Below are 17119 nucleotides of genomic sequence, written 5' to 3'. Positions count from 1 at the left end.
AAACCAAAAAAGGTAAACACAATCACATGCCAACCAATCCATCTCAATGCAGCCGAAACACCAAACAGCATTCAAAAAGGTACGTGTTCCACATACCCAACCGGCACACACCAACCAACAAGCACACAAGCCTACTGGCAGACAAACCAATCAACACACAACCATGCACACAAAAAATAAAAAGTACATTGGCACACTATTGAGTTCTCAAACATCATCACCACACAACAACCACGCACTTTCGCGTGTAGCTCGTCGTGAGCAAAAAATTTATTTTGTCAGGGCCTGTTTTCCTATCGCCGCTTCAGCCAGGAACTTTAGTGTTCCTGTGGGGCGCTGTCGGTCGCTCTGACTCTTATTAAGTTACACAGCGACTCAAATAAACACAAATCCCCAGGACAATTACTATTTTGGGAGTTTTAAGATACGCCCATCCAGCCACTTATTCCGCCACCGTGGACATTTGCTCGGCGAATGTAGCTTGGGAGGGTCAATGCCCATATTGCATAGAAGGCCACCGCCAAGAAGAACGTGGCAATTGCGGAGATGGGGGTTTGGACGTAAATGACGACTATTCCGGCCATGAGAACCGCATAAAGGATGAATAGGTGCCAGTTCTTCTTTCCCAGAAATTCCAGAGTGACCACAACCGAGGCGCAGGTAGCACTAAGCAATGCGATGGCCGTAACGAGTTCACTGTCATTCGTCAGTACGGCGCTGATACTGATGGCTGCGAAGACAGGTATCAGGCCGAGCACTGAAGTATGCAGGGCCCAATCTCTACGACTTCCTCCCATAACCGTGTATTCACGGAGGGATTTTCTTAAGCTTCCTAAGACCGCCGCGAGTAGTACAGCAGTCATTACCCACATGAAGATGCCGAGGAATTCGAGCACTGAAGCCGCGTCCTCATACTGGTAGAGAACTAAGCCAATCATCTGCGCCAAGCACGCTCCACACCAAGCTTGGGCCTGCGGGCGATAGATCGTTTGCCCGGCCAAGTTGTGGGGGGAACCAACCAAATCCGCTCGAAGGTTGCACGCCAACAGTGGTGTATCCGGAGCGTTTCGGAGTGGCGCTGCGATACATGGCCCATAGCGCCGCGACTGCATAAACAGGCAATGCCCACCACAGCTGCACAGTGAGAGCGCCCACGGCTGCCGCTAGTGCGAGTAGCGCGACGAGAATGCGACGATGTTCGTTCCAGATTTTCGATCCCAAGCCCACTAGTTCATATTTCTGAAAATCAGGCTTTAGGGAGAGCACGAGCCCCAAGGAAGCGATTACGGGGAGCACGCTCCATGTTCCCTCTGCCATGACTGGCATGACCAATAATGCGAACAGGAAAAAGGCCCAGAGCCACCAATCGCCTAGGTACCACAGTAGTTTCATGCTCTCTCCTCTAATGCCAGCACCGCACGCTCTAAAGAGACCTCATTGACACGCAGGCCGTAGGCCTGGGCAATGCGGAAAATGGGATCGGTGGAGGCGGAGCGGGCGTCGATAAGCACGCGATCCCCTAAGGACGTGGTTGTCCTAGTCAGCTCAGGAAGGCCCAGCTCCTCGGCCGCTGCGGTGAGAGACTCGGATGGACTCGGATGGACCAGTGAGCTCCAGAATCCCCTCGATGAAGTCATCGATTGGACCGGAAATTGGATTATCTCCCATGAGAGAAACGGTATCGAGAAGGCCCGCCACCTCATTGAGGTGATGGGTGGAAATGACCATGGTGCGGCCGTGTTCCTCTCGCAGCACCTGATAAAAGAGCTCCCGGCGCTGTGCATCGAGGCCGAGATAGGGTTCGTCGAGAAGCATGACTTCGCAGCCAGATGCAACGGCGAAGATGAAGCCCACCGCAGACTTTTGCCCGCGGGAAAGGGAAGAATAAGCCTTGGCCGGAACATCAAAGCGAACCAGCAGCTCATTAAGCCGCTCATCGTCCCATCGCGGCCACCGTGCCTTTCCTATGACGCCCAGCTTTCCGATGCCCCAGGAATCCGGTAGCGGGTTATCAATCCCCATCAAAATGACTCGGTTGAGAACCGATTGATTATCAAAAGGGTTCTCCCCGAAGACCGTTATCCCGCCTGATTGGATTTGGCCGGCGATCTTGCGCAGGAGCGTGGTTCTGCCTATGCCGTTGGGGCCAACTAGGCCGTGCGTCAGGCCATCGGCAAAGGTGAAATCTCGTGTCTTAATCATGAGTACATTCCTCGGCTTTCTGCAACGCGATCAAATAGGTCATGGAGTTGGGCGCGGTGGTACCCCAGCCGCACAGCTTCATCCACAAGCGGGGCCATGTATTCCGCCGCAAAATCGGCCCTGCGGCGCTCGCGGATTTTCGCCAGGGCACCGTCTGCGACAAACATGCCGATGCCGCGACGCTTATCCAGCACACCAATATCCACTAGGAGGCTTATCCCCTTGCGAGCGGTGGCCGGGTTGATGTTGTGGAAGTCAGCAAGCTCATTAGTGGACGGAGCCCGGTCCCCCTCGCCCAGGGTTCCGTCCACAATGGCGTCTTCCACCAAGGAAGCAATCTGGCGGAAGAGTGGTTGGGTGGAATTATCCATTAACCCTCGGTTCGTTGGTTAGCTACTTGTGTAAGCAACCATATCGGCAACAGTCCACCGCTGCAATACTTCCGAAGAGAAAACTTTTTTGCCCCTACTGCGCTGGGATTTTGTCCAAGGTTATCGACGTTTTGTGACTAATGGGGCACACTGGAAACCACAAAGAATTTTATTTAGAACAATTAGAACGGAACTTAGGAGCCATGCTTGAACGCACACTTGTCTTTGTCGATACCTCATACTTGCTCGCAAGCTTTTATAACTCATGGGACACCGGAGCTCGCGCGCAACTAGAAATCGATCTACCCGAGGTGGTCAGCACCATGGGTGGAATGATCGAGAACCAACTGGGAACCCCGATCCAACGCCAATACTGGTATGACGGCATTCCCGATACCGGCCCGCACCGCTACCAACGGGCGTTGCGCACCTGCGAAGGCGTACAACTACGCACTGGCCAGCTCATCGAGTGGGGTGAGCGCCGCACCCAAAAGGCCGTGGATACCCGGTTGGTGGCGGATATGGTCATCGCCGCCATGAAGGGTCAATTCACTGATTTTGTTCTCGTCAGCGGCGATGCAGACATGATTCCCGGTGCCCAAGCAGCCGTGGACAATGGCATCCGCGTGCATCTTTATGGATTTGGCTGGGACTCCATGTCCTCCGCCCTGCGCCATGCGTGCGATTCCACCACCATTTTGGACCCGCGCGAGGACTTCGCCGATGCTATGGAATTGCAGGTATTGGAAGGCCCGCTTCCGCCAGTGGTGCGCGAAAACGCGCACAAGGACAGCGAGGAAATGCCGGAGCCGGACGAATGCGGCGAGCCCTCAGAGGTGAAAGCAGCCTTCGGTGCTACCGAAAAGTCCACCCCGGCCCCAACGCCCAAGCCGGCTCCGCCCAAGGTGGATGCTGCAGAGGATTCCCCCGCCGAGGAGGACTCTCCCGCGGAGAAACCAGCACCAAAGCCATCCATGATGGCTCCTCGCCGCAAACTGCGCTCTAAATATGTTCCGCTGCCAGAAGAAGTGTGGAGCTCGGCTGGATTCCAGTCCCCCTTCGACGTGGGCCAGCAATACGCCTCCTGGTGGTTTGATAACGCTGCTAGCACCGAACAGCGCGACCAGGCACACCTGCTTTCGGGCGGCGGGCTTCCCCCAGAGATCGACCGCCCATTACTGCAATTTGCCTGCGAAACCCTGCACGAATACACCCTGACCGAAACCCAGCGCGTGAATTTACGCGATGGTTTCCACTCGGGGATTCGTGGGGTTTTAATTAACGTTCGCCGAGAGAATTAATCGCCGGACTCGAGCTCTTTCTTCTTCTTAATATCCGCCCGGATGGCATCAAGGCGCGCAGTCGCCTTCATGTCATTGCCGGCCGCTTTAATCTCACTAATGCGATCACCGCCGGTAGCATGCTGCAATTCTTGCGCGCCCAGGGCATCGGCGTAGCGCTTTTCAATCTTGGCGCGCACAGAATCAAGAGTAGGCACGGAATCATCCGGGTTTAGCTGATTCATGGATTCAATGGCCTGGGCGTTCTTTTCTTGCATCGCTGCTTGATCCGCCTGAGCCTCCAGCTGGCTAACCTGGGCTAGCTGCTCCTTCAAGCGCGCCTCAGACTGCTGCTGCTGGCTCTTGGCCTGCGCGGCAGCTTGCTCTGCGGCAGCGTACTGCTGCTTGACGTCTTCCAGTTCCTGCTCCACTGCAACCAGCTGAGAAGCAACAACTTCCGCAGCCTGGTTATATTCGGCAGCCTTTTGCGGATCCTCCGCCGCATCTGCCAGTTCCAATGCACGCTGGGTTTGAGATTGGTAGTCCTGCTGGGACTTCACCAGGCGGTCCATCTGCATTTCCAGCTGAGACTTATGGCCGATGATTTCTGCGGCGTGCTCAGAAATCTGCTGGTGCTGCTCCTTGGCTGCCTGAACAGCCTGCTGGATCTGCACCTTCGGATCAGCGTTCTCATCAATCTTCTGATCGAAGGAACTCATCATGTACTTCCAACCTTTGCTGAAAGGGTTAGCCATTATCTTCTCCTTTGGAAATAAAAAAGACGCTTTCTAGCGAGTTTAGCGATACTCACCAGAAAGCGCCGAGGAAGCTAGTAGGTATTAGCCCTGCGCATTTTGCTCTTCTACCTGGCGGCGGACCTCTGCCATGTCGAGTTCCTTAACCTGCTTGAGTAGGTCTTCCAATGCTGCAGGGGGCAGCGCGCCAGCCTCACGGAATACCAAGATGCCATCGCGGAAGATCATCAGCGTTGGAATGGACTGAATCTCCAGTGCGGATGCAAGGCCCTGGTTAGCCTCGGTATCCAGCTTGGCAAAGGTAGCATCCGTGTGCTCTTCGGAGGCCTTTTCAAAAACCGGTGCAAAGCGCTTGCACGGTCCGCACCAATCGGCCCAAGCGTCTACGAGCGTAATGCCCTCGCCGGTAACGGTTTCTTCAAAGTTTTCTTCGGTGACGTCGATAGTAGCCATGCTTGATCTAACTCCTTTACGTATCGCTTTATTCCCCCAACGTACCTGAATCATCCTTGTCACATACCCCTAGGGGGTATAAAATCGGTACAGAAATCAACCCAAAGGAAGGATCATAATGCACACCAAGAACTACACCGTAGAGGGCATGACCTGCGGACATTGCGAAATGTCAGTAAAGGAAGAAGTCGGCGAAATCTCCGGCGTTAGCGAAGTCACTGCAGACCACACCACCGGCGCGGTTACGGTTAGTGGCACCGATTTCACCGATGAACAGGTAGCGGCCGCTGTAACTGAGGCCGGCTACACGTTGAAGTAGGCACCGCCATGTCCCACTTGGACCTTGGCGTCACGGGCATGACGTGCACTTCCTGCTCCTCCCGCGTCGAGCGCAAACTCAACAAGCTTGACGGGGTAAGCGCCAGCGTCAACTTTGCCACCGAGGCAGCGGCCATCGAGTATGACTCCCAGACGGTTAGCCCGCAGGAGCTCATTTCGGTGGTTGAGGGCGCAGGTTACGGCGCTTTCGACATGGCCGAGACGAAGGCAGAGGATCCCCAGCCTAAGAAGGATGATGGCGACGCGTTGCTGCGCCGCACCATTGTCGCCGGAGCTTTATCGCTGCCGCTCATGGTGGTATCGATGTCGCCGGCCCTGCAATTTCCCAATTGGCAGTGGGCCTGCGCCATCATCGCTACCATCGTCTACATCTTTGGTGGCGCACCTTTCCACACCGCCACGTGGACGAACCTTAAGCACGGTTCTTTCACCATGGACACGCTCATCACCATGGGAACTTCGGCGGCCTACTTCTGGTCGCTGTGGGCACTGTTTGTCGGCAACGCGGGCGAGCCGGGCATGAAGATGCACATGTCGCTGGATGCAAACGCGGCACAGATGGACCACATCTATTTTGAATCCGTAGGCATGGTCATTACGTTCCTGCTGCTCGGCCGCTGGTTCGAGGCGCGGGCCAAAGGCCAGTCTTCGGAGGCGCTGCGGGAGCTGCTCTCCTTAGGAGCTAAGGAAGCCTCGGTACTTACCGCACAGGGCGAGCGGCGCATCCCTATTGCACAGCTGCAGGTAGGCGATGTCTTCGTAGTCCGCCCAGGCGAAAAGATCGCCACCGATGGCATCGTGAAGGCGGGCAACTCGGCCGTCGATACGTCCATGATTACCGGCGAGCCAGTACCCGTTGAGGTGAGTACCGGCGATGCGGTCACTGGTGCAACCATCAACGCTTCGGGCCGCATTGAGGTGCGAGCCACCAAGGTGGGCGAGGATACGGTACTGGCCCAGATGGCCCAGCTCGTCACAGATGCCCAAACCTCCAAGGCACCAGTGCAGCGCCTCGTGGACCGCATCGCGCAGGTCTTCGTCCCTGTGGTGATTGCGGTAGCTGCGCTTACGCTGATTGTTCACCTCTTCTTCGGCGGGGTAGCCCCGGCCTTTATCGCCGCCGTATCCGTTCTCATTGTGGCCTGCCCATGCGCGATGGGCTTGGCGACGCCCACCGCGATTCTCGTCGGCACCGGCCGCGGCGCACAGCTCGGGCTTGTCATTAAAGGCCCGGAAATCTTGGAGTCTACGCGCCAAATCGACACCATTGTGATGGATAAAACCGGCACGGTCACGGCTGGAGAGATGTCCGTTACCGCCGTCCACGGTGACGTGCTCGAGCTGGCCGCGGCCGTCGAGCACAATTCCGAACACCCCATCGCCCGTGCCATTGCCCAGGAATGCAGCGTGGAACCGGCTACCGAATTCGCAGTAGTTCCGGGCGGCGTGGAAGGAACTGTAGAGGGGGTCCGAGTGGGCGTCGGCAAGCCGCAAGGCCCCTTGGGGGACTTAGAAGCACCATTCCGCGAGGCACAAGACTCTGGTGCCACGCCGGTGGTTGTCTCCGTGGACGGCCAACCTGCCGGAATCATTGAGGTCCGCGATACCATCAAGCCCAGCTCTGCCGCCGCAGTGGCACAGATGAAAGAGCTTGGGCTCACCCCTTACCTGCTAACCGGTGATAACGCTGGAGCCGCCCACGCCGTGGCGGCCGAGGTAGGAATAGAAGGCGTCAGCGCCGAGGTACTGCCGGAGGACAAGGTAGATAGCATCAAGGAACTGCAACGCTCCGGGCATACCGTGGCGATGGTCGGCGACGGCATTAACGACGCCGCCGCCCTTGCCCAGGCGGACCTTGGGCTCGCCATGGGCGCGGGTACCGACGTGGCAATTGAAGCCTCTGATATCACCCTGATGAACGGCGATCTACGCTGCGCTGCTGATGCCATTCGGCTCTCGCGGCGCACGCTAGCAATTATCAAGGGCAACCTTTTCTGGGCCTTTGCCTATAACGTCATACTCATTCCTGTCGCCGCGCTTGGCCTACTTAACCCCTTATTTTCCGGCCTCGCGATGGCACTGAGCTCGGTTTTTGTGGTTACCAACTCACTACGCCTGAAAGGTTTTTCTGTTCAGCGTTAGGATTATCGCATGCTCAGCCGCACCGAACGTCTCGATCGCCTTCCCGTCACCTCTAAGCACAAGCGCCTACTCCTAGGTTCTGGCCTTGGATGGGCGCTTGATGCTATGGATGTCGGGTTAATCTCCTTCATCATGGCCGCCCTTGCGGTTCACTGGGATCTAGGTGCCGGCCAGACCTCCTGGTTGGCATCGGCAGGCTTCCTTGGCATGGCGCTCGGTGCAACCTTTGGCGGGTTGCTGGCAGATAAATTCGGCCGCCGCAATGTCTTTTCTCTCACCTTGCTTATCTACGGCTTGGCAACAGGGGCATCCGCGCTAGCTGGGGGACTAGCGGTTCTCATCTTCTTCCGATTCATCGTTGGGTTGGGCCTCGGAGCCGAGCTACCAGTTGCCTCCACGCTCATATCCGAATTCGCGCCACGACGGGTCCGCGGAAGGATGGTAGTCATTCTCGAGGCATTCTGGGCATTGGGATGGATCCTTGCGGCCATCATCGGCACTTTCGTGGTGAGCACATCTGAATCCGGTTGGCGCTGGGCCCTGGCCATTGGCATGCTGCCAGCCGCGTATTCAATCTATGTGCGTCGCGGTCTACCTGAATCTGTGCGTTTCCTTGAATCCAAGGGCCGCCATGATGAGGCCGAAGCTATCGTTGCCAGTTTCGAAGCCGCGGCGGAAAATCGCCCGGTGGACGATACCCTCCCAGACCCCGCACCTTCCCCCGCAGCGTCTATCTGGAGTCCGCAGCTACGAAGGAGGACCGCAGCGTTGTGGACCATTTGGTTCTGTGTAAACCTCTCCTACTATGGCGCCTTCATCTGGATTCCCTCTCTGCTAGTAGCCGACGGTTTCTCCCTAGTGAAGTCTTTTAGTTTTACCCTCATTATCACCCTTGCCCAGCTGCCTGGCTACGCGGTGGCAGCTTGGCTCATCGTGCTCTGGGGCAGGCGGGTAACCCTCGCGGTATTCCTGCTCGGCTCGGCAGCAGCAGCCGGCCTATATGGAGCAGCAGCTACGGAAGCATTGATCATCCTGGCTGGTTGTCTGCTCTCCTTCTTCAACCTCGGCGCCTGGGGAGCCCTCTATGCCATCGGTCCGGAGCTGTATCCCACTTCATTGCGAGGGCGTGGTACGGGAGCGGCAGCAGGCTTCGGTAGGCTAGCATCTATTGCGGCGCCACTCATTGTCCCGCCACTGCTTGCTGCGGGTGGGACGGCCTGGTTATTTATTGTATTCGCCGCAGCATTTGGCATTGCGGCTGCCGCCGCCTTCAGTCTGCCCGAGCAGAAAGGAATAGCGCTTGCTCAGTAGGCTCTCCCTCGCCGCGTGGACGGCCGTTATGGTCGCATTGACCACGCTCAAGCCTTTCTACCAAATCGGCTATTTGTGGAAACCGGAAAATCAGCGTGCGCGAGAACTGCGCTGGGTGCCGCTGGATGAATTCTCCGGCGGCAGCTGGTTTAGTCCGCTATTTGAGTACGCGGGAAACACGGCCTTCTTTATCCCGTTTGGAATGCTGGTGTTTAGTCTGTGCCGTTCCATTAAAACCACTGTGGCGTGGGGATTTGGCCTGAGCCTAATGCTGGAGGTGTGCCAATATGCGTTTGCCCTTGGGCGAACGGATATTGATGACCTCATATTTAACACCGTGGGCGCACTCATCGGTGCGGCGTTCGCCCGCCTATGTGGCGAACGCTTCTTCCCCGTCTGGCGCTGGTTAGCGCTTGCCGCAGCTGCGGTTTTCCTGGTGTTGGTTATCCTCGGCCCACGATTGGGCGATCCCAATGCGGTGGTCGACCTGTAATTTATCCGTGGGCCATATTGACGAACTTGGAGTAGTGCAGCTGGTGTGCCACCTGCACGGTATCGATTGGACCGCCACGGTGCTTGGCTAGGATAATATCCGCCTCGCCGGCGCGCTCATTATCGCGATCCTGGGAGTCAGGACGGTACAGCAGCATGACCATATCGGCGTCCTGCTCCAAGGAGCCGGACTCACGGAGGTCAGCAAGCTGCGGCTTTTTATCAGTACGCGCCTCGGGTCCACGGTTCAGCTGCGAAATTGCGATGAGAGGAACCTCTAGCTCCTTGGCCAAAAGCTTGAGCTGGCGGGAGAATTCGGAAACCTCTTGCTGGCGGGACTCAACCTTTTTACCCGAAGACATCAGCTGCAGGTAGTCCAAGACGATCAGATCCAGCCCGTGCTGCTGCTTTAGGCGGCGGGCCTTGGAACGAATCTCCATCATCGTCAGGTTTGGAGAGTCATCAATAAACAGCGGGGCGTCTTGCACTCGGTTGAGGGTTTCATCAATTTTCGCCCAGTCCTCGGTGGAGACACGGCCGCCGCGCATATCGGCCAGCTTAACTTCTGACTCCGCCGAGAGCAGGCGCATGACAATCTCCGAGGCTGACATCTCGAGGGAGAAGATTACCGAGGACTTACCATGCTGCAAGGAGCAGGACCGCATGAAATCCATGGCTAGGGTCGATTTACCCACACCGGGACGAGCAGCGACGATGACCATCTGGCCCGCGTGGAGACCGTTAGTCAGCTTATCTAGATCGATAAAACCAGTTGGCACGCCTAGTTCCACACCGCCGGCTTGCTGCAGTGCTGCCAGCTCATCAATGGTGGGGTCAATGAGGTCACCCAAGACTCGGTAATCTTCCGCAGTTTTGCGCTGGGCGACGGCGAAGACTTCCTGCTGGGCGCGGTCCAGGACGGACTCGATCTCTGCATCCTCGGTGCCGGAAAATCCTAGCTGTACTACGCGGGTGCCGGCATCAACCAGCTTGCGCAACACGGCCTTCTCCGCCACGATCTCTGCGTAATAGCGGGCATTTGCCGCCGTCGGCACCGTGGCCAGCAGCGTGTGCAGATAGGGGGCGCCACCAACGCGTTCGAGGTTATTAAAGCGATCCAGCTGAGAGGCCAAAATGACAGCATCGACGTCTTTACCCTCAGAATAAAGGTCCAGCATGGCGCGGTAGATCAGGGTATGGGCCGGATAGTAAAAGTCCTCCGGTTCCAGTTCCTCAATGACTTCCATCACCGTATGGGGACTCAGCAGCATTGCGCCTAGGACGCCCTGCTCCGCCTCCCGGTCTGCGGGGGGCTGGCGGAATTCTCCATAGCGCTTTGGCTCTTCCTGCTGAAAGCGACGGCGTGGGGCCGGTTCCTCCTCGGGCGGCGGCTCCGGCGGCAGGTGTTCATCGTCAAAGCTGGCGTTGGTCATGTCTTCCCCCTTGTAGCTATTCGAGCGAGCGAGCGTAACGGAATTTCAGTTTAGTCTAGCGCCGGGACACTACCCCCTGGGTATAAAGCCGGAAGTTATCCACAGGATGGTGTGGAAATTGCTGGTCGCGGCATACTCGGGCCGCAATTGCCCTGCATATGCTTGTGGATAACTCAAAACCTCCGTGACCTGCACACATCATATCCCCTGCTCACGACGGGTTTTCGCAGATGTGAAAAGTGGCACATTAACAGTGGATAAGGGCCCTGACCTGCGGGTTAATAAAGCAACCGAGGTGTAAACGCAAAGTTAATGAGGTGGAGAGTTATCCACAGATTTCCACAGTTATCCACAAGCCGGTGAAAACGCGCTAAAGGCCCCAAGAACCTGCCACCTCACATAGCAGGAACTTGAGGCCTAAAGCGTTGCTGTTGTCTTTGGGTCTATATGGACCGTCGTGCGCCTAGTTAGGCAGCAACGACCGAGAAGTTCACCTTGCCGATAACATCAGCGTGCAGCTTCAGCTCGACCTGGTAATTGCCGGTCTTCTTGACCAGGCCCTTTGGAAGCACAACAATGCGCTTATCCAGCTTTGGGCCACCGGCCTTGGAGACGGCGTTGACAATGTCTTCTGCTTTAACGGAACCGAAGAGCTTACCGGATTCGGAGGTCTTAACCTCTACCTTGACATCCGTCAGCTGCTCGAGCTGGTTGCGGACCTCACGTGCGTGATCCAGGTCGCGAATCTCGCGAGCTTCCTGGGCGCGCTTGATGCCCTCAATCTGCTTCTCTGCGCCGCGGGTAGCCACGATAGCCAGGCCGCGAGGAAGCAGGTAGTTACGTCCGTAGCCGTCCTTAACCTCAACAATTTCGCCAGCGGCGCCGAGGTTCTCAACGGCAGCGGTGAGGATCAGCTTCATGATCCCTGCCTTTCAATTGAGTTAGTTGAATAGTTGCGGGTGACAGACTTAGAACGGAGGTTCAGAATCAGCGCCTCCGAAACCACCAGCTGGTGGCGCGGAGTTCCACGGATCCTCAGAAGGAGCCTGGTTCTGCTGCTGCGGCTGCTGTTGCTGGCCGCCTCCAAAACCGCCCTGATTATTGTTATTCGAGCGCTGCTGGCCGCCGCTAAAGTTATTGCCGCCCTCACGTGGATTGCGGTTTACCTGTGCGGTGGCGTAGCGCAGAGACGGGCCGACTTCGTCGACGTCAATCTCGAATACGGTGCGGTTTTCACCCTCGCGGGTCTGAAAGGAACGCTGCTTCAAGCGTCCGGTAACGATGACGCGCATGCCCTTAGACAGGGTTTCGGCGACGTTTTCTGCCGCCTGACGCCATACGTTGCAGGTCAGGAACATAGCTACGCCGTCTTCCCACTGGTTCGTCTGCGAGTTATAGCGACGAGGGGTGGAGGCGACGCGGAAGTTAGCTACTGCCGCACCCGCCGGGGTGAAGCGCAGCTCGGGGTCAGCAACGATGTTGCCTACCACCGTGATATTGGTATCTCCCTGTGCCATGTCTTTACTCCTTATCGGTTACGTGGATTGTGCTTGATCCCAGTATCCGTTACTTGCTGTCGGTGCGCAGAACCTTGGTACGCAGGATGGTGTCGTTCAGGTTCAGACGGCGGTCGAGCTCGGCAACCGAAGTGTGCTCGCACTCCAGGTTGACGACGGCATAAATGCCCTCTTCCTTCTTGTTGATGGGGTATGCAAGACGACGCTTGCCCCATACATCAAGGTTCTCAACCTTGCCGCCATCCTGGCGGACGATTTCGAGGAACTTATCCAGGGACGGGGTTACGGTGCGCTCATCCTGATTAGGATCCAGAATGATCATGACTTCGTAGTGACGCACGGACCTCATCACCTCCTATGGTCTAGTAGTTTTCGGCTGCATCACCTTTGCGGATGCAGCAGGAGGGTACGTTGCGTCAAGCAACCCCACTACAGTACCGCAAGTGACCGGCGAAAAGAAATCTAACCGGTGGTAGTTGCGGCGAAAAACACAGCGGCTGTCGCCGGAATGATGGTGAGGAAAAGGATAGCCAAGATCCCTAAAACGATGGGCCCGCGCCGATCCTCGCGGTTATGAAACAGCCAAAAGGCACCCATCACGCAGAGAAAGCCTAAGAAGATGGAGGCCATCCCGATATAGGTAACAATCATGCGAATGCTCCTGCCAAAGGATCACTGCCACCATGCGCATCGCGCACCTTATCCGTGACCTTCCCACACATCTGGCGAATGATAAATACAGCCATGGCGATAATGAGGGCATCGCGGGAAATAACGGCGACGTCGAGAAGCTCGTGCGGAATGCCCTTATTGTCCGTGCCCAGCATGTGCCACATCAATAGCGGCCATACCAGGGCGTCGACAAGCGCCCAGCTAAAGACCAGACGCCAGCGCGGCAACGCCAGAGCTGCGGGGACCACCAGCCACAGCGAATACTGCGGCGACCACACCTTGTTGACCAATAAAAAGGCAGCCACGATGAGGTAGACCAGCTCTGCCATGCGCGGGGTTCGCGCGCTGCGCAGACCCAGCACCGCAATTGCTGCGCAAAGAGCCAAAAAAGCCACCAAGCTGAAGGTATTGAGAAACTCTGGGCTAAAACTCATGCCGGTATTGCGGCTGAGCACTGAGTAGATGGTGGTCCACTCCGCACCGCGCTCTTGGTTGAGGCGGAAAAATTCTCGCCACGCATCCGGGTATTTCATTGCCACCGGCGCGTTGACCGCAATCCAAGCTACGGACGCGCCAAGTAAGGCTAGGAAAAATTGCGACCAACGGCGGTTGCGCACCGCCAAGACCAAGAATGCCCCCAAGATGAAGACCGGCCATAGCTTGAAAGAGGCGCCAAGGCCGATAAGGACACCTGCTACCACCGGCCGCTTGCGCGCGGCGGCCAGAAGCGCGCCTACGGCAAAGGCGATGGAGGGGATATCCCAGTTGCTAAAGGCGTGAATGATGATAAGGGGGCTGGCCGCTACGAGGATGGTGTCCCACGTGCGATTGCCTACCAACAGGTAGACCATATAAAGCACGCCGACCCAGATACAGGACATGACCAGGGCGGTGAGGCCGAAGTACCAACCGGCCTCCGGGATTCCGGCCCACTCCACAAGGGAATAGGTATTGCGGGCGATCCACCCCATCATTCCTTGGAATAAGCCCGCGAGGACCGGGTATTCCATATAGCGGGTCAGGTCGCCCTCCTGCCAAGAATAGGCATAGGGGAAGCCGCCTTCATCGAGGCCACGGCCGCCGTAGAGCGGGATGATGTCGTTATAGCAGAAAGAGGTGTACTGGCGGTTTGCTGCCCAATTCAAGCTAATAACCCCGTCATCACCGCGGGTACCGCCGGCACAATTGGCTTTGGAGAGGAATCCGCAAGCCAGAAATACCCAACCGACGGCGATGATGGCGCGCAGCGGGGTCCACCATTGAGTGGGGCGAACGCCGGCAAAACGGCCCATTGGCCCGCCGAGGAATTCAATTACTCCGCGGGCCAACGGCTCTGAGGAGACGGGAATGCGCTGGTGCGAATTCACTGTCACTGCCGCCTACCCTAGAAGGTCTGCCAGGTCGCTATTCGGACCAATGAGGTCATCTAAGGACGGAGCCTCTTGCTGGGCCGGTGCTTGGTTGTTGTTGCCATTGTTGCCATTGTTGCCATTGTTGCCACGGTTGCCACGCTGTGGACTTGGCGCTGGCTTCGGGCTCTCCGGCTTCTCTTGTGGCTGGACCGGCTTGGTCTCTTCTTCCGGCGCAGCCTGCTGCTCTGGAGCCTCGTAGTTTTGCGTATCGCCAGCGCCGCTATCCCAGCTCGGGTCATAGGCCGGGGCGGCCGTTCCGGCGCCCATATTGCCGAATCCCAGTGGATAGGCGGCCGGGAAGTTTTGGAATTCGGAGTTGGCCAGGGAGTTATCCAGCACGGCCTTCCAAATCTTGGTCGGCGCGCCCGCGCCGTACATGATGCCACCGTACTGATCGAAAATGGCGGAGGTGTTATCTGCGGTACCTACCCACACGGCAGTGGCCAGCTGCGGGGTGGCACCAACCATCCAGGCATCCTTGTTATTTCCGGTATCGCCCATCTGGGTCGTACCGGTCTTAGAGGCAGAAGCGCGGCCGCCCGCAAGGGCGCCATTGGACCACGCGGCTACCGGCTCCATGGCCTCGAGGACGTTATTGGCCACATTGGACGATACGCGGCGCTCGCCTTCATCTTCAGGGTGCTCGTACAGCACTTCGCCGGCGGCGTTTTCTACGCGCTGCACAAAGTGGGGATTATGCCACACACCCTGGTTAGCCAGGGTGGACATCGCGGTAGCCATATCGAGCGGGCGGGACTGGTACTGACCCAGGACGATGCCCTCGAATGGCTGCTTGCCCTTTTCCGTCAGCGTCTTCTCAATGCCCGGCAAGGACTTAGCCACACCCAGGGCATGCGCCATATCCGCGGTGTCCTGCGTACCGTTCTTCAGGTCCGCCTGCAGGCGCAGGAAGGAGGTATTCAGGGACTGCTTGGTAGCCTCGCGCAGGTTGCATACGCCGCAGCCACCGCCCACGTTGGTAACCACATCGGATCCCGGCAGCTGATAAGGAGCAGAAGAGTAATTAGTATCCAGGCTAATTCCCTGCTGCAGGGCAGCTGCTAGGGCCATGATCTTGAAAGTCGAACCGGTCTGCAGCGGGGAGTTGGCGTAATCCCAACCATTGGAATCGTGGCCACCGAAGTACCCGCGGACCGCACCGGTCTTTGGGTCGATGGTGACGGAAGCCGCACGTGCATCTTCCTGCAGGGGAGCCATCTGCTCATCGACTGCCTGGATGGTGTTGTTCTGCACGTTCATATCAATGGTGGTGGTAATGCGCAGACCACCGGTGGACACCTCGTTTTCGGTGATGCCTACCTCTTCCAGCTCACGGATGACCTGATCTTTGATGTGACCGTTGGCGCCCGGGGCCTCGGTATAAGCCGAGTACTCGGTTGGGTCGCGGGTCTCTGGGAAAGTCATCCCATCGCGCTGTTCTTGGGTGAGGTCACCCATGCCCACGAGGCCATCTAGGACGTAGTTCCAGCGGTCCTCGGAGCCCTCTTGGTTCACGCGGGGGTCGAGTCCGGACGGGGACTGGATGAGGCCGGCGAGCATGGCGCCTTCCTCCGGGGTGAGGTCCTTGGCGTCCTTATTAAAGTAGGCGTTGGATGCGGCCTGAATGCCGTAGGCATTGCGTCCGAAGTACACGGTGTTGAGGTAGGCGTTGAGAATATCCTTCTTTTCCCACTCATTGGTCATTTTCACCGAGTAGATAAGCTCGCGAATCTTGCGCACATAGGAGTACTCATTACCCACCAGCGTGTTCTTCACATACTGCTGGGTAATGGTGGAACCGCCACCAGCATCAGCGTTGCCGGTTACCTTACCCACCACGGCGCGGCCGAGGCCGGTGAAGGAGAAGCCGGAGTTATCCCAGAAATCGCGGTCCTCCGCGGCAAGCACGGAGTCCTGCACATAGTCCGGGATCTCATCCAGGTTTACGTGGGTACGGTTGCCTTCCGGCGGCACCAAACGGGCGAGCTGGGTCTGGTTATCGCCCGCGTAAATGGTGGAGACTTGGTTATTGGCCAGGTCCTTGGGCTCCGGAACGGTGTATTGCGAGTACGCATAGGCAAAAAGTCCTGCGGGCAATGCCACAAAGACCAGTAGGAACGCCAAAACGACCCACGGCCAGATGCGGCGTTTCTTTTTCGCCTGCTTTTTGCTGGGGCGAGCCACCTTAGTGGACTTGCCGGTAGATTCCTTCTCGGTCACTGATTCGTGTCCTCATTCATCCCTGATCACAAACTAAATAATTGCAGCTTACTGCCTAAGGCGGTGCGCCGGAAACTAACACGCGTTAAAAGCAGTAGCAGAACGCAACAAGTGGTTCCACCGGCACTGGCGACATACCTCCACCTCGTGCACCGTAAACTCCAAGCCCTCGGCTACAAATTCCGCTATTTCTTTATCACTACGGGCGCTCCCAGCACGCCGGCCGAGGTTCTCTCCATAGACCCAGCGGGTAAGCCGCAAAGGCTCGCCGCACACTGGGCATTCTTTATCCATGGTGTGCCCGTGGTGCTCAGCTGCGGCGCGCAGCAGAAAATCGGCATCGCATACCTCTTCCCGTGTGAGCTGCCCGGCGCGAAATTCGCGCAGATGGTGGGCGCGTTCCCACTCGTGGGAGAGCACATGCTTATAGGCAACGGAATTCACCCGGATCATCCTAATTACCTCTTCTTGATCGATCCACATGGTGTTATGCCACCGCAGGGCATAATTTTCGGCTTAG

The 17119-nt window shown here is 57.3% G+C and carries 20 protein-coding genes; 5 read left to right on the top strand and 15 right to left on the bottom strand.

Annotated features, from left to right (window positions below):
• Nucleotides 1-419: 419 nt before the first annotated feature.
• From MHK05_RS10140 to MHK05_RS10125, 5 genes are read right to left on the bottom strand one after another with little or no spacing between them, the layout of a single operon-like run.
• Nucleotides 420-947 carry a hypothetical protein gene (locus MHK05_RS10140; RefSeq protein ID WP_239206506.1) on the bottom strand — a complete coding sequence of 176 codons (528 nt, stop codon included), beginning with the start codon at nt 945-947 and terminating at the stop codon, nt 420-422.
• A complete protein-coding gene (locus MHK05_RS10135) occupies nt 910-1392 on the bottom strand; it encodes a hypothetical protein (protein ID WP_239206504.1) in 483 nt (160 codons plus the stop codon). The genes MHK05_RS10140 and MHK05_RS10135 overlap by 38 nt, the downstream gene beginning before the upstream one ends.
• Nucleotides 1389-1511, bottom strand: coding sequence for a hypothetical protein (locus MHK05_RS11885; protein ID WP_275436632.1), 123 nt, complete (start codon nt 1509-1511; stop codon nt 1389-1391). The genes MHK05_RS10135 and MHK05_RS11885 overlap by 4 nt, the downstream gene beginning before the upstream one ends.
• 34 nt (nt 1512-1545) lie before the next feature.
• Nucleotides 1546-2202 (bottom strand): ATP-binding cassette domain-containing protein, encoded by a 657-nt coding sequence (locus MHK05_RS10130; protein WP_239206502.1) that lies wholly within the window; start codon nt 2200-2202, stop codon nt 1546-1548.
• Entirely contained in the window at nt 2199-2573 is a 375-nt protein-coding gene (locus MHK05_RS10125) for a GntR family transcriptional regulator (protein WP_023020124.1), read from the bottom strand. Before MHK05_RS10125 ends, MHK05_RS10130 begins: the two co-directional genes overlap by 4 nt.
• A 203-nt stretch (nt 2574-2776) precedes the next feature.
• On the opposite strand from MHK05_RS10125, the gene MHK05_RS10120 reads away from it, so the two are divergent.
• A complete protein-coding gene (locus MHK05_RS10120) occupies nt 2777-3874 on the top strand; it encodes an NYN domain-containing protein (RefSeq protein ID WP_239206500.1) in 1098 nt (365 codons plus the stop codon).
• Here the strand turns inward: MHK05_RS10120 and MHK05_RS10115 are convergent.
• Together MHK05_RS10115 and trxA are read right to left on the bottom strand one after the other, a co-directional pair.
• Nucleotides 3871-4608, bottom strand: coding sequence for a PspA/IM30 family protein (locus MHK05_RS10115; protein ID WP_086588336.1), 738 nt, complete (start codon nt 4606-4608; stop codon nt 3871-3873). The genes MHK05_RS10120 and MHK05_RS10115 overlap by 4 nt on opposite strands.
• 84 nt (nt 4609-4692) lie before the next feature.
• Complete coding sequence (trxA, locus tag MHK05_RS10110) at nt 4693-5061, bottom strand: thioredoxin (protein ID WP_005325956.1); 369 nt, start codon at nt 5059-5061, stop codon at nt 4693-4695.
• Nucleotides 5062-5179: 118 nt separating this feature from the next.
• On the opposite strand from trxA, the gene MHK05_RS10105 reads away from it, so the two are divergent.
• The 4 genes from MHK05_RS10105 to MHK05_RS10090 are packed head-to-tail and all read left to right on the top strand — an operon-like array spanning nt 5180 to nt 9346.
• Complete coding sequence (locus tag MHK05_RS10105; RefSeq protein WP_239206498.1) at nt 5180-5380, top strand: heavy-metal-associated domain-containing protein; 201 nt, start codon at nt 5180-5182, stop codon at nt 5378-5380.
• Between the two features lie 8 nt (nt 5381-5388).
• Nucleotides 5389-7542 carry a heavy metal translocating P-type ATPase gene (locus tag MHK05_RS10100; RefSeq protein ID WP_239206496.1) on the top strand — a complete coding sequence of 718 codons (2154 nt, stop codon included), beginning with the start codon at nt 5389-5391 and terminating at the stop codon, nt 7540-7542.
• 9 nt (nt 7543-7551) lie between these two features.
• Nucleotides 7552-8853 carry an MFS transporter gene (locus tag MHK05_RS10095; RefSeq protein ID WP_239206494.1) on the top strand — a complete coding sequence of 434 codons (1302 nt, stop codon included), beginning with the start codon at nt 7552-7554 and terminating at the stop codon, nt 8851-8853.
• A gap of 28 nt (nt 8854-8881) precedes the next feature.
• On the top strand, nt 8882-9346 hold the full coding sequence (locus MHK05_RS10090) for a VanZ family protein (protein ID WP_239206510.1): 465 nt from the start codon (nt 8882-8884) through the stop codon (nt 9344-9346).
• 1 nt (nt 9347) lies between these two features.
• Here the strand turns inward: MHK05_RS10090 and dnaB are convergent, their stop codons facing one another.
• The 8 genes from dnaB to MHK05_RS10050 form a co-directional block, all read right to left on the bottom strand.
• On the bottom strand, nt 9348-10778 hold the full coding sequence (dnaB, locus tag MHK05_RS10085) for a replicative DNA helicase (protein ID WP_023020131.1): 1431 nt from the start codon (nt 10776-10778) through the stop codon (nt 9348-9350).
• Nucleotides 10779-11245: 467 nt separating this feature from the next.
• Nucleotides 11246-11698, bottom strand: a complete 453-nt coding sequence (gene rplI / locus MHK05_RS10080; RefSeq protein WP_023020132.1) for a 50S ribosomal protein L9 — start codon at nt 11696-11698, stop codon at nt 11246-11248.
• A gap of 48 nt (nt 11699-11746) precedes the next feature.
• Nucleotides 11747-12295, bottom strand: a complete 549-nt coding sequence (locus MHK05_RS10075) for a single-stranded DNA-binding protein (protein ID WP_239206492.1) — start codon at nt 12293-12295, stop codon at nt 11747-11749.
• A gap of 49 nt (nt 12296-12344) precedes the next feature.
• The gene (gene rpsF, locus MHK05_RS10070) at nt 12345-12635 is read right to left on the bottom strand and encodes a 30S ribosomal protein S6 (protein WP_023020134.1); all 291 of its coding nucleotides are present in this window, start codon (nt 12633-12635) and stop codon (nt 12345-12347) included.
• Nucleotides 12636-12757: 122 nt separating this feature from the next.
• Nucleotides 12758-12946 (bottom strand): hypothetical protein, encoded by a 189-nt coding sequence (locus tag MHK05_RS10065; RefSeq protein ID WP_023020135.1) that lies wholly within the window; start codon nt 12944-12946, stop codon nt 12758-12760.
• Nucleotides 12943-14340, bottom strand: a complete 1398-nt coding sequence (locus MHK05_RS10060; protein WP_239206490.1) for a glycosyltransferase family 87 protein — start codon at nt 14338-14340, stop codon at nt 12943-12945. Before MHK05_RS10060 ends, MHK05_RS10065 begins: the two co-directional genes overlap by 4 nt.
• 6 nt (nt 14341-14346) lie before the next feature.
• Nucleotides 14347-16599 carry a transglycosylase domain-containing protein gene (locus tag MHK05_RS10055; RefSeq protein WP_239206488.1) on the bottom strand — a complete coding sequence of 751 codons (2253 nt, stop codon included), beginning with the start codon at nt 16597-16599 and terminating at the stop codon, nt 14347-14349.
• A gap of 75 nt (nt 16600-16674) precedes the next feature.
• A complete protein-coding gene (locus MHK05_RS10050) occupies nt 16675-17052 on the bottom strand; it encodes a DUF5318 family protein (protein WP_239206508.1) in 378 nt (125 codons plus the stop codon).
• Between the last annotated feature and the right edge of the window lie 67 nt (nt 17053-17119).

This window comes from Corynebacterium nasorum, assembly GCF_022347325.1.
GTDB classification, from domain to species: Bacteria; Actinomycetota; Actinomycetes; order Mycobacteriales; family Mycobacteriaceae; genus Corynebacterium; species Corynebacterium kefirresidentii.
Note: the sequence above shows the minus strand (reverse complement) of the source record. Positions and strands in the feature narration are given on the sequence as shown.

What these genes read in the sequence shown, in the direction of transcription:
- MHK05_RS10135 (WP_239206504.1), bottom strand. Translation starts at nt 1,392, where the DNA reads ATGAAACTACTGTGGTACCTAGGCGATTGGTGGCTCTGGGCCTTTTTC.
- MHK05_RS10130 (WP_239206502.1), bottom strand. Translation starts at nt 2,202, where the DNA reads ATGATTAAGACACGAGATTTCACCTTTGCCGATGGCCTGACGCACGGC.
- MHK05_RS10125 (WP_023020124.1), bottom strand. Translation starts at nt 2,573, where the DNA reads ATGGATAATTCCACCCAACCACTCTTCCGCCAGATTGCTTCCTTGGTG.
- MHK05_RS10120 (WP_239206500.1), top strand. Translation starts at nt 2,777, where the DNA reads ATGCTTGAACGCACACTTGTCTTTGTCGATACCTCATACTTGCTCGCA.
- MHK05_RS10115 (WP_086588336.1), bottom strand. Translation starts at nt 4,608, where the DNA reads ATGGCTAACCCTTTCAGCAAAGGTTGGAAGTACATGATGAGTTCCTTC.
- trxA (WP_005325956.1), bottom strand. Translation starts at nt 5,061, where the DNA reads ATGGCTACTATCGACGTCACCGAAGAAAACTTTGAAGAAACCGTTACC.
- MHK05_RS10105 (WP_239206498.1), top strand. Translation starts at nt 5,180, where the DNA reads ATGCACACCAAGAACTACACCGTAGAGGGCATGACCTGCGGACATTGC.
- MHK05_RS10100 (WP_239206496.1), top strand. Translation starts at nt 5,389, where the DNA reads ATGTCCCACTTGGACCTTGGCGTCACGGGCATGACGTGCACTTCCTGC.
- MHK05_RS10095 (WP_239206494.1), top strand. Translation starts at nt 7,552, where the DNA reads ATGCTCAGCCGCACCGAACGTCTCGATCGCCTTCCCGTCACCTCTAAG.
- MHK05_RS10090 (WP_239206510.1), top strand. Translation starts at nt 8,882, where the DNA reads ATGGTCGCATTGACCACGCTCAAGCCTTTCTACCAAATCGGCTATTTG.
- dnaB (WP_023020131.1), bottom strand. Translation starts at nt 10,778, where the DNA reads ATGACCAACGCCAGCTTTGACGATGAACACCTGCCGCCGGAGCCGCCG.
- rplI (WP_023020132.1), bottom strand. Translation starts at nt 11,698, where the DNA reads ATGAAGCTGATCCTCACCGCTGCCGTTGAGAACCTCGGCGCCGCTGGC.
- MHK05_RS10075 (WP_239206492.1), bottom strand. Translation starts at nt 12,295, where the DNA reads ATGGCACAGGGAGATACCAATATCACGGTGGTAGGCAACATCGTTGCT.
- MHK05_RS10065 (WP_023020135.1), bottom strand. Translation starts at nt 12,946, where the DNA reads ATGATTGTTACCTATATCGGGATGGCCTCCATCTTCTTAGGCTTTCTC.
- MHK05_RS10050 (WP_239206508.1), bottom strand. Translation starts at nt 17,052, where the DNA reads ATGATCCGGGTGAATTCCGTTGCCTATAAGCATGTGCTCTCCCACGAG.